13 protein-coding genes and 1 tRNA gene are annotated in these 13,863 nt (G+C 70.1%); 11 read left to right on the top strand and 3 right to left on the bottom strand.

The genetic code is table 11. The features are described from left to right. Nucleotides 1-11 precede the first annotated feature (11 nt). Nucleotides 12-683, top strand: coding sequence for a GntR family transcriptional regulator (locus GI374_RS15460; RefSeq protein ID WP_370515398.1), 672 nt, complete (start codon nucleotides 12-14; stop codon nucleotides 681-683). Nucleotides 684-702: 19 nt separating this feature from the next. Here GI374_RS15460 and GI374_RS15455 read toward each other — a convergent pair whose 3' ends face one another. Further along, the gene (locus GI374_RS15455; RefSeq protein WP_154337948.1) at nucleotides 703-1,857 is read right to left on the bottom strand and encodes an acyl-CoA dehydrogenase family protein; all 1,155 of its coding nucleotides are present in this window, start codon (nucleotides 1,855-1,857) and stop codon (nucleotides 703-705) included. 380 nt (nucleotides 1,858-2,237) lie between these two features. On the opposite strand from GI374_RS15455, the gene GI374_RS15450 reads away from it, so the two are divergent. The 8 genes from GI374_RS15450 (at nucleotide 2,238) to GI374_RS15415 (ending at nucleotide 10,677) form a co-directional block, all read left to right on the top strand. Continuing rightward, nucleotides 2,238-3,809 (top strand): NAD(P)/FAD-dependent oxidoreductase, encoded by a 1,572-nt coding sequence (locus GI374_RS15450; RefSeq protein WP_154337947.1) that lies wholly within the window; start codon nucleotides 2,238-2,240, stop codon nucleotides 3,807-3,809. Between the two features lie 36 nt (nucleotides 3,810-3,845). Then, nucleotides 3,846-4,247 carry a RidA family protein gene (locus tag GI374_RS15445; RefSeq protein ID WP_154337946.1) on the top strand — a complete coding sequence of 134 codons (402 nt, stop codon included), beginning with the start codon at nucleotides 3,846-3,848 and terminating at the stop codon, nucleotides 4,245-4,247. Between the two features lie 48 nt (nucleotides 4,248-4,295). Next, nucleotides 4,296-5,825: an ABC transporter substrate-binding protein gene (locus tag GI374_RS15440; protein WP_154337945.1), complete on the top strand. Its 1,530-nt coding sequence runs from the start codon at nucleotides 4,296-4,298 to the stop codon at nucleotides 5,823-5,825. A 50-nt stretch (nucleotides 5,826-5,875) separates the two neighbouring features. Next, on the top strand, nucleotides 5,876-6,880 hold the full coding sequence (locus GI374_RS15435; RefSeq protein ID WP_154337944.1) for an ABC transporter permease: 1,005 nt from the start codon (nucleotides 5,876-5,878) through the stop codon (nucleotides 6,878-6,880). After that, a complete protein-coding gene (locus GI374_RS15430; RefSeq protein WP_154337943.1) occupies nucleotides 6,873-7,724 on the top strand; it encodes an ABC transporter permease in 852 nt (283 codons plus the stop codon). The genes GI374_RS15435 and GI374_RS15430 overlap by 8 nt, the downstream gene beginning before the upstream one ends. Next, the gene (locus GI374_RS15425) at nucleotides 7,721-8,602 is read left to right on the top strand and encodes an ABC transporter ATP-binding protein (RefSeq protein ID WP_154337942.1); all 882 of its coding nucleotides are present in this window, start codon (nucleotides 7,721-7,723) and stop codon (nucleotides 8,600-8,602) included. The genes GI374_RS15430 and GI374_RS15425 overlap by 4 nt, the downstream gene beginning before the upstream one ends. Further along, nucleotides 8,595-9,386, top strand: a complete 792-nt coding sequence (locus GI374_RS15420; protein ID WP_154337941.1) for an ATP-binding cassette domain-containing protein — start codon at nucleotides 8,595-8,597, stop codon at nucleotides 9,384-9,386. The genes GI374_RS15425 and GI374_RS15420 overlap by 8 nt, the downstream gene beginning before the upstream one ends. 145 nt (nucleotides 9,387-9,531) lie before the next feature. Beyond that, a complete protein-coding gene (locus GI374_RS15415; RefSeq protein WP_154337940.1) occupies nucleotides 9,532-10,677 on the top strand; it encodes a lytic murein transglycosylase in 1,146 nt (381 codons plus the stop codon). 181 nt (nucleotides 10,678-10,858) lie between these two features. Here GI374_RS15415 and GI374_RS15410 read toward each other — a convergent pair. Further along, a tRNA-Met gene (locus GI374_RS15410) sits at nucleotides 10,859-10,935 on the bottom strand. A gap of 148 nt (nucleotides 10,936-11,083) precedes the next feature. Continuing rightward, nucleotides 11,084-12,409 (bottom strand): glutamate--tRNA ligase, encoded by a 1,326-nt coding sequence (gene gltX, locus GI374_RS15405; protein ID WP_154337939.1) that lies wholly within the window; start codon nucleotides 12,407-12,409, stop codon nucleotides 11,084-11,086. A 79-nt stretch (nucleotides 12,410-12,488) separates the two neighbouring features. Between gltX and GI374_RS15400 the strand changes: the two genes are divergently transcribed. Further along, nucleotides 12,489-12,896: a metallopeptidase family protein gene (locus GI374_RS15400; protein WP_154337938.1), complete on the top strand. Its 408-nt coding sequence runs from the start codon at nucleotides 12,489-12,491 to the stop codon at nucleotides 12,894-12,896. A gap of 4 nt (nucleotides 12,897-12,900) precedes the next feature. After that, nucleotides 12,901-13,851 carry a 1-phosphofructokinase family hexose kinase gene (locus tag GI374_RS15395; protein ID WP_370515397.1) on the top strand — a complete coding sequence of 317 codons (951 nt, stop codon included), beginning with the start codon at nucleotides 12,901-12,903 and terminating at the stop codon, nucleotides 13,849-13,851. The last annotated feature ends 12 nt before the right edge of the window (nucleotides 13,852-13,863 follow it).

Genomic DNA, 13,863 nt, shown 5'->3' with positions numbered 1-13,863 from the left:
ATGCACCGGGCGTGGAGGAAGGCAGCATCCTGTCGAACGCGGTCTATGACCGCCTCCGCGAGGGGTTGATGCGGGCCGAACTGGCGCCGCACCAGCGCCTGAAGGTCCGCGACCTCGCGCGCGAGATGGGCACGTCGGAAACCCCGGTGCGCGAGGCCCTCATCCAGCTGGCACGCGATGGCGCGGTCGAGATCAAGCCGCGCCATTACATCCGCGTCCGCCGGCTGAACTTCGACGACTACCGCCAGATCCGCGACATGCGCCTGCTGCTGGAGCCGATGGCGGCCGAGCGGGCGCTGTTGCGGATCACCCCGGCCGAGATCGACGCCCTTGTTGGGGTCCACGAGGCCCTGATCGCGGCCGAGGAGGGCGAGGACTGGCCGGTCGCCCTCCAGACCAATTTCGACTTCCATTTCGGCCTCTACCGCACCTCGGGGCAGAGGCAGCTGATCGACGTGCTGGAAAGCCTCTGGGTCAGGATCGGGCCGACCCTCTCGGCCCTCTACCCGGATGCGAAGCCCCGCTACGCGGCGCGCCACCAGCACGAGAACATCATCGACGCGCTGCGCAGCCGCGATCCCTTCGCCCTGCGCCTCGCGGTGCAGCTGGACCTGATCGAGGGCGGCGCGCAGCTCGCCGACCGGCTCAAGCAGGCGGACGAGACGGCGCCCGCCGCCCCCTGAGCCAGCCCGAGCGCCGCGCTCAGCGGCGGGCGTTGCGGATCATGCTGCGGGCGATCACCAGCTGCTGGATCTGGGTGGTGCCCTCGTAGATGCGGAACAGGCGGACATCGCGGTAGAAGCGCTCGACCGCGTATTCGCGCATGTAGCCCGCGCCGCCGTGGATCTGCACCGCCCGGTCGGCCACGCGGCCCACCATCTCGGAGGCGAACATCTTGGTGCAGGCCGCCTCCTCCGAGACGTTCCGGCCCTCGTCCTTCATCCGCGCGGTGTTCTCGATCATGCAGCGCGCGGCATAGGCTTCGGCCCGGCTGTCGGCCAGCATGGCCTGCACCAGCTGCTGCTCGGCGATCGGGCGGCCGAACTGCTTGCGCTCCATGGCATAGGCGAGGCTGTCGCGGATCAGCCGCTCGGCCGCGCCGACGCAGACCGCCGAGATGTGCAGCCGGCCGCGGTCGAGGACCTTCATCGCCGTCTTGAAGCCCGCATTCTCGACCCCACCCAGCAGCGCCGAGGCAGGGACGCGGCAGTCCTGCAGGATCACGTCGCAGGTATGGCTGCCGGCCTGCCCCATCTTCCGGTCCTTGGGGCCGAGCGAGATGCCGGGGCTCGGCGCCTCTACGAGGAACGCGCTGACGCCCGAGGCGTCGCTGGTCGAAGGATCGGTGCGCGCGAAGACCGTGAACAGCCCCGCCCGCGGCCCGTTGGTGATGAAGCGCTTGGTGCCGTTGAGGATGTAGAACTCGCCCTCCCGCCGCGCCGAGGTCCGCAGCGATCCCGCATCCGAGCCGGCCTCGGGCTCGGTCAGCGCGAAGGACGAGATCAGCTCGCCCGTCGCCAGCCGCGGCAGATAGGTTTGCTTCTGCTCCGGGGTGCCATCCATGATGATGCCCTGCGAGCCGATGCCGTTGTTGGTCCCGATGAGCGAGCGGAAGGCGGGCGAGGTAAAGCCCAGCTCGAAGGCGATGGCGACCTCGTCGGACATGCCGAGGCCAAGGCCGCCATACTCCTCGGGGATCGACATGCCGAAGAGGCCGAGCTGCCGGAACTCCTCGACGATCTCCGCCGGAATGTCGTCCTCCTCCGCCACCCGGTCCTCGAGCGGGATGAGGCGCTCGCGGACGAAGCGGGCGATGGTGCTGCGGAACTGCTCCAGCGTTTCGGGATCGAGGCTCATCGGTCAGCTCCGTGCTGTCTTGGCTCAAGAGGATTGCAGAGGGCCTGCACCATCGAGGGTGGGACGTCCAGACGCGGACCGCCGACCTGGCCCGACCGGACCGTTGCAGATGCATGTATCCGCCGTAGGGTCGTGATCCGGCATCTGGGTGCAGATGCCGGACGGCCCCGGCGTGCTGATCGACGCGAAGTCGCGGGTATGGCGGGAAAGGATGGCCTCGGCGAAACGCTCGCGTACCTCGAAGGCTGTGGGGGCATGAGGGGCCTCGCCTGCCGCCGCGGCTCCCGCGAGGGCGTTGCGAATCGCGGGCGGGCTTTCGAAGAAGCACTGGACCCGCCGGGGATGCCTGTGCCAAGAATTTCCCCGAGGGACAGGAAACAATGACCGCGTATGATGCCGTGATCATCGGCGCCGGCAGCAATGCGCTTGCCTGCGCGGCGCATCTGTCGAAGCGCGGCTGGACGATCGGGCTGTTCGAGGCCGCGGATCGGCCCGGTGGCGCCGTGAAGACGCGGGAACTGACGCTGCCGGGCTTCCGCCACGATCTCGCCGCGATGAACCTCAGCCTCTTTGCGGGATCCGCCTTCCACAAGGCCCATGCCGGCGAACTGGCCGCGCACGGCCTCTCGTTCGCTCCGGTCGCGGACTGCTTCGCCTCGGTGTTTCCCGATGGCCGCTGGCTCGGCGTCTCGACCGATCCGGCGGCGACCCGCGCCCGCATCGAGGCCATCTCGCCCCGCGATGCCGACGCCTGGGACGGGCTGATCGCGGCCTTTCCGGCACGGGCGCATAGCCTCTCGGCGCTGCTCGGCGCGCCGATGCGCAAGCGCGCGGTCGCGGGCGTCCTGCTCTCGACCCTGCGCCGCGAGGGCGTCGGCGGGACGATGGAGCTGGTGCGGTTCCTGCTGTCCTCCCCCCGCGCCTGGCTCGACGAGACCTTCGAGAGCGGGGAGGTCAAGGCGCTGCTGGGTGCCTGGGGGATGCACCTCGACTTCGCCCCGGACATCGCCGGGGGCGCGATCTTCCCCTATCTCGAGGGCATGGCCGGGCAGAGCTTCGGCATGGTGCTGGGCCGCGGCGGGGCCGACACGATGATCTCGGCCCTGACCGGCCTGGTGGAGGCCGGCGGCGGCAGGATCGAATGCGGCGCGCGGGTCGAGCGGGTCGAGATCCGCGACGGCCGCGCGGCGGGCGTGATCCTCGCCGACGGCCGCCGCATCGAGGCCCGCAAGGCGGTGATCGGCTCGGTTGCGCCGCGCGCGCTGCAGGGCCTGCTGCCCGAGGGCAGCGGCGACGCGCGCTTCGATCGCGCCATGCGCCGCTTCCGCCACGCGCCCGGCACCATGATGATCCACCTCGCGCTGGACGATCTGCCCGGCTGGACCGCGGGCCCCGACCTGCGCCGCTTCGCCTATGTGCATCTCGCGCCCTCGCTCGACATGATGGCGCGCGCCTATCAGGAAGCACTCGCGGGGCTGTTGCCCGCCGAGCCGGTGATCGTCGCTGGCCAGCCGACCGCCATCGACCCCACACGCGCGCCCGAGGGGCGGCATATCCTCTGGCTTCAGGTCCGCATGGCGCCGGGCACGATCCGCGGCGACGCGGCGGGCGAGATCGCCGCTCGCGACTGGGACGGCGCGCGCGAGGCCTTCGCCGACCGTGCCATCGGCATCGTTGAGCGCTACGCGCCGGGCCTCCGCGCGCGGATCATCGGCCGCGCCGTCTTCGCGCCGACCGATCTCGAGCGCGACAACGCCAATCTCGTCGGCGGCGACCAGATCTGCGGCAGCCACCACCTCGCGCAGAACTTCACCCTGCGTCCGGCGCCCGGCGCCGCGGACGGGCGCACGCCGGTCAAGGGTTTTCATCTGACCGGCGCAGCCGTCTGGCCGGGGGCGGGGGTGGGCGTCGGTTCGGGTTACATGCTGGCGAGACGCCTCGCCGGCGGCTGACCGCGACGGCGCAATGATGATGGGGAGGAGACGGAGATGAAGCGCAAGGCGATCAACCCGGAGGGGATGTACGAGGCGGTCCCCTTCGGCTTTTCCCATGCCGTCGAGCAGAACGGCGGGCGGACGCTGCACCTCGCCGGGCAGACCGCGTGGAACGCCGATGGCGAGCTGGTCGGGCCGGGGGACGTGATCGCGCAGACGCGGCAGGCGCTGGCGAACCTGCGCACGGTGCTCGCGGCCGCCGGTGCCACCCCGGCGGATATTGTCCGGCTGCGGACCTATGTCGTCGGCCATTCGCCCGAGAAGCTCGGCCCCGTCACGGCCGAGATCGTCGCCTTCTACGGGGGCGCCGAGCCTGCCGCCAACACCTTCATCGGCGTGCAGGCCCTCGCCCTGCCCGACTTCCTGATCGAGATCGAGGCGACCGCCGCGCTTTGAGACTGCCCTGCCTTCAAGCCAGCCCTTACCTGACCGGGGACCGATGACATGAACCTCAATCCGACGCGCCGCACCCTCCTCAAGCTCGCCACCATCGGCGTGGCCGCCGCGGGCCTTCCGCGCTTCGCCGCCGCCCAGGGTGCGAGCGAGCTGACCATCGCCTACAACGTGAACCTGCCCTCCTGGGACCCGACCGTGGGCGCCTCCGGCGTCAACCCGACGCTGCAGGGCTATTTCCTGTCGGTGTTCGACCGGTTCATCCACAAGAACCCGGACCTGTCGCTCGCGCCCGGCCTGCTGACCGAATGGGGCTGGAACGAGGATCGCAGCAAGGTCTTCATGGTCGTGCGCGAGGGTGTCACCTGGCACGACGGCAGCCCCTTCACCGCCGAGGACGTCGCCTGGTCGCTGGAGCGCGCGGCCAATCCCGAGACCGGCAACCCGATCCAGTTCACCTGGGGCACGCTCGGCAACTTCACCGTGGACGGCAACCGGGTCGAGGCCGACGTGCTGCAGTTCGAGCCGACCATCTTCAAGTGGATGGCCTTCCTCACCGGCTTCGTGCTGCCCAAGGCCTATTACGAGCGCGTGGGCGCCGAGGGCTTCGAGGCCGCGCCGATCGGCACCGGCCCCTACATGGTCGACCGCTACGAGCGCAACGCCTTCGTGCGCCTGAAGGCGAACCCCGACTACTGGGGCGAGAAGCCCGCCTTCGAGAACGTGACGATCAAGTTCGTGACCGACCCGGCGAGCCGCGTGGCCGAGGTCGAGTCCGGCAACTCGGACGTCACGCTCGAGATTCCCTACGAGGAATACGACCGGCTGATGGCGGCGGGCTTCAACGGCTCGGCCGAGACCATCTCGGACATCGCGATGATTTTCATCAACGACGTCGATCCGATGCTGGACCGCAACGTGCGGCTGGCCGCGCACCACGCTATCGACAAGCAGTTGCTGATCGACCGGCTGCTGCTGGGCTACGGCGTCGCGCTGTCCACGCTGGAGACGCCGGAATACCTGGCCTTCGATCCGGGGATCGAGGTCGCCTATGATCCCGAACTGGCGGCCTCGCTGCTGGCCGAGTCCGGCTTCTCGCCCGAGAACCCGGTGCGCTTCACCATCCAGACCACGCGCGGCTTCAAGCCCAAGGATTACGAGATGATCCAGGCGATTGTCGGCATGTGGCGGCGCGTGGGCATCGAGGCCGAAATCGAGGTCTACGAGATCGCCCAGCATTTCGAGCTGCGCGCGGCCGACCAGCTGGCGCCGGCGGCCTTCTACAACTGGGGCAACGCAATCGGCGACCCGACCACCTCCACCGGCCACGCGATGTTCGGGCCGACCCCGCATTCGGTCTGGGACGGGCAGGAGCTGATCGACATGATCGCGCCGCTCTGGGCCGAGCCCGACGAGGAGAAGCGGATCGAGGGCTGGAAGGCGGTGTCGCGCTACATTGCCGAGGAGGGGTTGGCGATCCCGCTGCTGCAATATGTCCAGCCGATCGTCTACCGTCAGGGGCTGGAGGTCACGCCGCACAAGTCGGGCGCGCTGCTGCCGCAGCTGATCCGCGGCAGCTGAGCCCAAAGGCCCCGGCGCGGCGCTGACGTCCTCGCCGGGGCGCGTTCAACATGGCGCGGATCTTCGCACTCAGGCTCCTGACCACGCTGGTCACGCTGCTCGGCGTGGCGGTGATCGTCTTCGTCGTCATCCGCGTGGTGCCGGGCGATCCGATCGCCATGATGCTGCCGCCCGGCGCGACCGAGGCCGACATCGCCCGCCTGCGGACCCTCTACGGCCTCGACAAGTCCATCGGCGGGCAGTTCGTGATCTGGTTCGGCAATGTCCTGCAGGGCGATTTCGGCAGTTCGATCACCGCCCGCCAGCCGGTCCTGACGCTTGTCCTCGGCCGCCTGCCGGCCACGCTGGAGCTGTCGCTGCTGGCGCTGCTCATGGCGGTGCTGATCGGCGGCACCCTGGGGGTGACGGGCACGCGGCTGCGCGGCACGCGGGCCGAGGCGGGGATCGACGTGGCCAACGGCATCGGCTTGTCGGTGCCCGACTTCCTCTGGGGGCTGGCGCTGATCGTCCTCTTCGGGGTGGTCTGGCCGCTGTTCCCGATCTCGGGCCGGGTCTCGCCGCGGCTCGAGCTGCCGTTCTCGACCAATTTCTACCTGATCGAGAGCATCCTCAGGCTGCGCTTCGACCTGACGCGGAACCTGCTCGCCCATATGCTGATGCCCGCGCTTGCGCTGGCCCTGCCGCTGGCGGCGATCATCTCGCAGCTGCTCAAGCAATCGCTGAAGGAGACCGTCAACCTCGATTACGCCGTCCTCGCCCGCACCCGCGGCTATTCCGAGCGGCATGTGATCCTCTCCGAGGCCCTGCCCAACGCCGCGCTACCGACGCTGACGCTGATCGGGGTGCAGTTCACCTTCCTGATGGGCGGCACGATCATCATCGAGCGGCTGTTTTCCTACGAGGGCCTCGGCAACATGGCGATCGATGCCGTCATCACCCGCGACCTGCCGCTGATCCAGGGGATCGTGCTGCTGTTTGCGCTGCTGTTCACGCTGGTGAACCTCGTCGTGGACATGGCCTATGTCCTGCTGAACCCGAAGCTGCGCCATGCTTGACGGACGCGGCGCGCTCCGCAGGCGGGCCGGGCTGCGCCTCTGGCTCTCGGCCGGGTGGCAGGCCGTGGTGATGCTGGCGGCGCTGTTCGCGCCCTGGCTCGCGCCGCATGATCCGCTGGCGCAGGACCTGATGCTGGGCCGGCTGCCTCCCTTCTGGCTGCCGGGCACCGAGCCCGGCTACTGGCTCGGCACCGACAGCCTCGGGCGCGACGTGCTCTCCCGCCTGATCCACGGGGCGCGGGTGGCGCTGATCGTTGCCCTCGTGGCCGGGACTGCCACCTGCCTGATCGGCTCGACCCTCGGGCTGATCGCGGGCTTCTATCGCGGCTGGACCGACCGCATCATCGGCAGGCTGGTGGACATCTGGATGGCCTTCCCGCCGGTCCTTTTCGCGATCCTGCTGATCGCCGTTCTCGGCACCGGCCTCTCGTCGGTCGTGATCGCGATCATCGTCATCGACTGGACCCGCTTCTGCCGCGTGGTCCGGGCCGAGGCGCTGAACCAGTCGCAGATGGACTACGTCCATTCCGCCCGCGTCGCCGGGTTCAGCCGTCCGCGCACGCTGATGGCCGAGATCCTGCCCAACGTGCTGCCGGTCATCGTCGCGCTGCTGACGCTGGAGATGGGCATCGCCGTGATCGTCGAGGCGATCCTGTCCTTCGTTAACCTCTCGGTCTCGACCGACCGCCCGACCTGGGGCGGCATGATCGCCGAGGGCCGCATCGCCATTCATCACGTCTGGTGGGTGCTGGCCTTCCCGCTGGCCGCGCTGTTCCTGACGGTGCTCTCCTTCGCGCAACTGGGCGAGGGCCTGCGCGACCGTTTCGACCCGGTGCTGCGATGAGCGCCTTCCTCGAGATCCGCGGCCTTTCGGCGGTCCTGCGCGGCACGGACCTGCGGCTGCTGCGATCCGTGGACATCGACGTGCCGGTCGGAACCGTGCGCGGCCTCGTGGGCGAGAGCGGCGCCGGCAAGAGCATGATCGGCAGGGCGGTGCTGGGCGTGCTGCCCCGCGCGGTGGAGATCGTCGAGGGCGAGATCCTGCTCGACGGCCGCGACCTGCTGGCCATGCCCCCTGTCGCGCGCCGCCGCCTGATCGGTGCGCGCACGGCGATGATCCCGCAGGACCCGCTGACCGCGCTCAACCCCTCGCGGCGGATCGGGCGACAGATCACCGACCGGCTTGTCGACATCCTCGGCTGGGAGCCGGCCCGCGCCCGCAGCCGCACGCTCGAGATGCTGGCCGAGGTCCGCATCCCCGAGCCGGAACGGGTGCTGCGCCTTTATCCACACGAGCTGTCGGGCGGCATGCGGCAGCGCATCCTGATCGCCTCGGCCTTCGTGGCCGAGCCGGAGCTGATCGTCGCCGACGAGCCGACGACCGCCCTCGATGTGACGGTGCAAAAGCAGATCCTTGGGCTGATCTCGGAGCTTCAGGCTCGCCACGGCACGGCGCTGCTGTTCGTCACCCACGACCTCGGCGTGGTCGCCAAGATCTGCGACAGCCTGTCGGTCCTCTATGCCGGCAAGGTGGTGGAGGACACGACCGTCGCGCGCTTCTTCGAGGCCCCCGCCCATCCCTACAGCGCCGCGCTGCTGGCCGCGACGCCTCGCCACACCGATCCCGCCTCGTCCCTGAAGCCGGTGCCGCCCGCCGTGATGCATGCGGTGGGCGCAGAGATCGCGGCCGCGGACCGGAGCTGGAGGCCGCGGCATGGCTGAGGCGCTGTTCCGCGTCGAGGCGCTGCGGGTCGAACTGCCGGACATGACGCGCAAGCCGCTCTTCGGTCCCGTCCCGCGGCTGGAGATCCTCAAGGGCCTCGACTTCGAGATCCCGCGCGGCGCAGTCCTCGGCATCGTCGGGGGGTCCGGCTCGGGCAAGACCACGCTCGGCCGCACGCTCGTGCGGCTGATGGAGCCGACGGCGGGGCGCATCCTCTTCGACGGCGCCGACATCACGCATCTGCCCGACGCCGCGATGCGGCCGCTGAGGCAGCGCATCCAGATGATCTTCCAGGACCCCATGTCGTCGCTCAACCCGCGCTTGACCATCGGCCGCATCATCGCCGCGCCGCTGAACGCCACGAGCCGCGACCCGCGCGTGGCCGAGGCGCTCGGCCATGTCGGGCTGCCCGCGGAGTTCGTCCACCGCTACCCGCACGAATTGTCGGGCGGCCAGCGGCAGCGGATCGGCATCGCCCGCGCCATCGCCATGCGCCCCGACTTCATCCTCGCCGACGAGATCGTCTCCGGCCTCGACGTGTCCTCGCAGGCGCAGGTGCTGAACCTGCTGGAGGGACTGGTTCGGGACCTCGGCCTCACGCTGGCCTTCATCAGCCACGATCTGTCGGTCATCCGCCGCCTCTGCGACCGGGTGATCGTGATGCAGACCGGCCGCATCGTCGAGGAGGCGCCGACCGAGGCGCTGTTCGAGGACCCGCAGCACGACTACACGCGCGAACTCCTCGACGCGATCCCGACGCCGGACCCGACCGTCCGCTGGTAGGGGCGTCAGGCGGGCGACGCGGGGGCGGCGCGAAGCGCGGCTCCGGCCTGCCCGGCCGACCCTCGCCGGTCCGGGGCATGGCTGATTGCACTTCCGCCTCTCTCGTCTATCCTCGCGGAAAACGAAGCAGCAGGCGGGCAGTGACATGGGATTCAGCAGACGGCATTTCTGCCTGGGCGTGGGCGTATTGGGTCTTTCCGCCTGCGCGGCGCCGGGACTGATGACGCGAGGGGCGACCGGTCCGGCACCTCTTCCGGACGACCTCCGCCCGGTTCCCAATGCGGGTTATGACGCCTGGGTCGCGTCGTTCCGCAGCCGGGCGACGGGGCAGGGGATCTCGGAGGCGACCTATGCTTCGGCATTCCGGTCGGCGGGCTTCCTCCCCGGTGTCATCACCCGCGACCGGGACCAGCCGGAATCCTCGCGGACGCTCGAGGACTATCTCTCGATCGCGGTGTCGGACGAGCGCGTGGCCAAGGGCCGGCAGGCCCATGCCCGCCAGGGCCCGGTGCTGGCGGCACTCGAAAGCCGTTACGGGGTCGACGCGACGATCATCACGGCGATCTGGGGGCTGGAAAGCTTCTACGGTGAACGACGCGGCGACGTGCCGGTGATCTCCGCCGTCTCGACGCTCGCCTATGACGGGCGGCGGGGTTCGTTCTTCGAGAGCCAGCTGATCGCCGCCCTGCGCATCCTGCAAAACGGCGACATCACCCCCGAGCGCATGACCGGCAGCTGGGCCGGGGCGATGGGGCACACCCAGTTCATCCCGACCTCGTTCCTGAGCCATGCCGTCGATTTCAACGGCGATGGCCGGCGCGACATCTGGTCCGACGATCCCTCTGATTCCCTCGCCTCGACGGCCTCCTACCTGGCCCGCAGCGGCTGGACCCGCGGGACCCGCTGGGGCGGCGAGGTCGGCAGCGGTGCGGCTGGCGGCAGCATCATCCAGCCGCAGGCAGGCGGCCCGCGTTTCGCCGTGACCGGCAATTTCCGCGCCATCAAGCGCTACAACAACTCGGACCTCTACGCGATCGGGGTGGGCCATCTGGCCGACCGGATCGGCGGCGGCGGCCCCCTGAGGGGCGGCTTCCCGCCCGATGCCAACGGCCTGACCAAGGCCGACCGGATTGCCCTGCAGCAGAGGCTGACCGCGCGCGGCTTCGACACCGGCGGGGCGGACGGCGTGATCGGCAACAAGAGCCGCACGGCCATCAGCGCCTATCAGGCGAGCATCGGCCAGCAACCGACGGGGGTGCCGTCGCTGGCATTGCTGCGCAGCTTCGGCTGAGGCGCCGTCAGCAGGAAGGTCGCGCCGCTCGATGAAGGGCAGGTCCACGCCCCGGAGAGGGCGTCGGCGTGTTCGAGGCGTTCCGGTCCCTCGTCGGGCCCGTCGCCATCCACGACCGGGAACACGGAGGCCACGGCTGCGAGATCGCCGGGCGCCTCGGACCTCTGGCTGGGGGAAATACTGGTAGCGGAGGAGGGATTTGAACCCCCGACACAAGGATTATGATTCCTCTGCTCTAACCAACTGAGCTACTCCGCCACGGAGTGGAGGCGATTTACGGTCGTGTCGGGGCGAGGTCAAGGGGCAGGTTGGGGAGTTTGGGGTGGTGGGGATGGTGCGCACCCTGCGTCTTCCGACACAACGCCTGGCAGGGTGCGGGCTCTGCACGCACCGTCACGGGGAGCGGTCAGATCGCCCGCGGGTCGACCTGCAGAAGCGGCATCATCTCGGCCATGTCCGGCCCGTCGCTGCGGCCCGTCAGCGCCTTCCGCAGCGGCATGAACAGGCCCTTGCCCTTGCGCCCGGTCGCGGCCTTTACCGCGGCGGTCCACTCGCCCCAGGTCGCATCCGTCCACGGGCGGGGCGGCAGCAGTTGCAGAGCCTCGGCCACGAAGCCGCGATCTTCCTCCGCGATCTCCGGCTCGGCGCCTTCCGAGAACAGCTGCCACCAGCCCGCCAGATCGTCCAGCGTGGTGATGTTCTGCGAGGCCACGCGCCAGAAGCGCGGCGCCAGGTCGTCGGGCACGCCCATTCCGGCGATACGGTCGGCCACTGCCTCGAAGGGCAGGTGCTGGTTCCTCTCGCGCGTCAGCGGCCACAGGTCCTCGGGGTCGAACTTGGTCGGCGCGGTGCCGAACTGGCCGACCTCGAAGCCCTCGGCGATCTCCTCGAGCGACAGCCGCAGCTCGACCGGCTGGCTGGTGCCGAGCCGCGCCATGAGGCTCAGCACCGCCTCGGGCGCCACACCCTGCTCGCGCAACTCACGCAGGCTCAGCGTGCCGAGGCGCTTCGACAGCTCCTCGCCTTGCGGACCGGTCAGCAGCGAGTGATGCGCGAAGCGCGGCGGCGCGCCGCCCATCGCGCGCATGATCTGGATCTGGGTTGCGGTGTTGGTCACATGGTCGGCGCCACGGACGATGTCGGTGACATTCATGTCGATGTCGTCCACCGAACTGGCGAAGGTGTAGAGGACCTGGCCGTCGTGGCGGATCAGCACCGGGTCGCTGACGCTGGCGGCGTCGATCGAGACCGGGCCGATGATCCCGTCCTCCCACTCGATCCGCTCGTGGTCGAGGCGGAAGCGCCAGTAGCCCTCGCGCCCCTCGGCGCGCAGCGCGGCCTTCTGCTCGTCCGTCAGCGACAGCCCGGCGCGGTCATAGACCGGCGGGCGGCCCATGTTCAGCTGCTTCTTGCGCTTGAGGTCCAGCTCGGTCGGCGTCTCGAAGACCTCGTAGAGCCGCCCGCCCTCGCGCAGCCGGTCGGCCGCCGCGGCGTAGCGGTCCAGCCGCTCGGACTGGCGCTCGACCCGATCCCAGTGCAGGCCCAGCCAGTCGAGATCGCGCATGATCCCGTCCACATATTCCTGCTTCGAGCGCTCGCGGTCGGTGTCGTCGAGGCGCAGGATGAAGGTCCCGCCTGCCTTGCGCGCGATGAGATAGTTCATCAGCGCGGCGCGCAGGTTGCCGATGTGGATATGGCCCGTGGGCGAGGGCGCGAAGCGGGTGGTCGTCATGGCAAGGCTCCCTGTCCTGCCCGCTCTTTCACACGGGCGGAATCTTGTCCATACCGAGGCCGGCAAGGCGGAGGGCGCGATGACCGACTGGACCGAAGCGAAGGCCCCGGATCTGGGCGACATCGAGGGCATGGCGCGCGAGATCTTCGCGGGGCTGCCGGCCGAGTTCGCGGGCCACGCGCAGGACGTGCATCTGCGGGTCGAGGAGTTCGCCGACGAGGCGACGCTGGACGAGCTGGAGATCGACGACCCGCTGGAGCTGACCGGCCTCTATGACGGCGTGCCGCTGACCGACAAGCTGGCCTCGGACCCGCAGCATTTTCCCGATACGGTGCGGCTCTACCGCCGCGCGATCCTGGATGAATGGGCCAGCCGCGGCGACGTGACGCTCGGCGATCTGGTCCGCAACGTGGTGATCCACGAGCTCGCGCATCATTTCGGCTGGTCGGACGACGACATCGCCCGCATCGACCGCTGGTGGGAGTGAAGCGGTGGCGCAGGAACCTGTCCTCACCGTCACGCTGAACCCGGCCTATGACCTCGCCACCTCGATCGAGCGGGTGGTGCCCGAGATCAAGCTGCGCTGCGCCGCGCCGCTGGCCGATCCCGGCGGCGGCGGCATCAATGTCAGCCGCGCCATCGCCCGCATCGATGGCGAGAGCCGGGCGGCGGTGTCGCTGGGCGGCCCGAACGGCGAGGCGATGGAGCGGCTGCTGGCCGAGGAGGGGATCACGACCGTGCCGCTGCCGGCGCCGGGCGAGACGCGGCTCTCCTTCGCCGTGACCGAGACGCTGACAGGAGCGCAGTTCCGCTTCATGATGCCGGGGCCGGAGTGGTCGGAGGCGGATGCCGAGGCCGCCGTCGCCGCGGTGCGAGAGGCGGCGCCGCCGGGGACGCGGGTGGTGCTGTCGGGATCGACGCCGCCTGGCGTGCCCGAAGACATCGCCGCGCGGATGCAGGCCGGCCTCGGGTCGGAGCGGCGGCTTTACGTCGACACCTCCGGACCGGCGCTGCATGCGATCGGGCGGGTTCCGGCGGGGCTGGCGCTGCTGCGGATGGACGGGGCCGAGGCCGAGGACCTGGCCGGTCGCCCGCTGCCGACGCGCCGGGCGAGCGCCGAGTTCGCGGCCGATCTCGTCGGTCGTGGCGTGGCCGAGGCGGTGCTGGTCGCCCGCGGCGGCGACGGCAACATCGTCGCCGATGCCGAGGGCGTCTGGCATGCCGAGGCGCTGCGGGTGCCAGTGGTCAGCAAGGTCGGCGCGGGCGACAGCTTCCTCGGCGCCTTCGTGCTGGCGCGGGCGAGGGGCGGCGATCTGCCCGAGGCGCTCGGCTGGGGCGCGGCGGCGGCCTCGGCTGCCTGCATGACGCCTGCGACGGAGCTGTTCCGGCGCGAGGATTTCGAGCGGCTGCTCGAGATGCGCGAGATCACGCGCATGGCGTGAACGCAAAAGGCC

Source organism: Paracoccus sp. S-4012, from assembly GCF_009674885.1.
In the GTDB taxonomy this organism is placed as follows: domain Bacteria; phylum Pseudomonadota; class Alphaproteobacteria; order Rhodobacterales; family Rhodobacteraceae; genus Paracoccus.
Note: the sequence above shows the minus strand (reverse complement) of the source record. Positions and strands in the feature narration are given on the sequence as shown.

Bases quoted from the DNA above. Each gene is read 5' to 3' on its own strand.
- GI374_RS15400 (WP_154337938.1), top strand. From the start codon at position 12,489: ATGACCGACTGGACCGAAGCGAAGGCCCCGGATCTGGGCGACATCGAG.
- GI374_RS15450 (WP_154337947.1), top strand. From the start codon at position 2,238: ATGACCGCGTATGATGCCGTGATCATCGGCGCCGGCAGCAATGCGCTT.
- gltX (WP_154337939.1), bottom strand. From the start codon at position 12,409: ATGACGACCACCCGCTTCGCGCCCTCGCCCACGGGCCATATCCACATC.
- GI374_RS15420 (WP_154337941.1), top strand. From the start codon at position 8,595: ATGGCTGAGGCGCTGTTCCGCGTCGAGGCGCTGCGGGTCGAACTGCCG.
- GI374_RS15425 (WP_154337942.1), top strand. From the start codon at position 7,721: ATGAGCGCCTTCCTCGAGATCCGCGGCCTTTCGGCGGTCCTGCGCGGC.
- GI374_RS15445 (WP_154337946.1), top strand. From the start codon at position 3,846: ATGAAGCGCAAGGCGATCAACCCGGAGGGGATGTACGAGGCGGTCCCC.
- GI374_RS15455 (WP_154337948.1), bottom strand. From the start codon at position 1,857: ATGAGCCTCGATCCCGAAACGCTGGAGCAGTTCCGCAGCACCATCGCC.
- GI374_RS15435 (WP_154337944.1), top strand. From the start codon at position 5,876: ATGGCGCGGATCTTCGCACTCAGGCTCCTGACCACGCTGGTCACGCTG.
- GI374_RS15440 (WP_154337945.1), top strand. From the start codon at position 4,296: ATGAACCTCAATCCGACGCGCCGCACCCTCCTCAAGCTCGCCACCATC.
- GI374_RS15430 (WP_154337943.1), top strand. From the start codon at position 6,873: ATGCTTGACGGACGCGGCGCGCTCCGCAGGCGGGCCGGGCTGCGCCTC.
- GI374_RS15415 (WP_154337940.1), top strand. From the start codon at position 9,532: ATGGGATTCAGCAGACGGCATTTCTGCCTGGGCGTGGGCGTATTGGGT.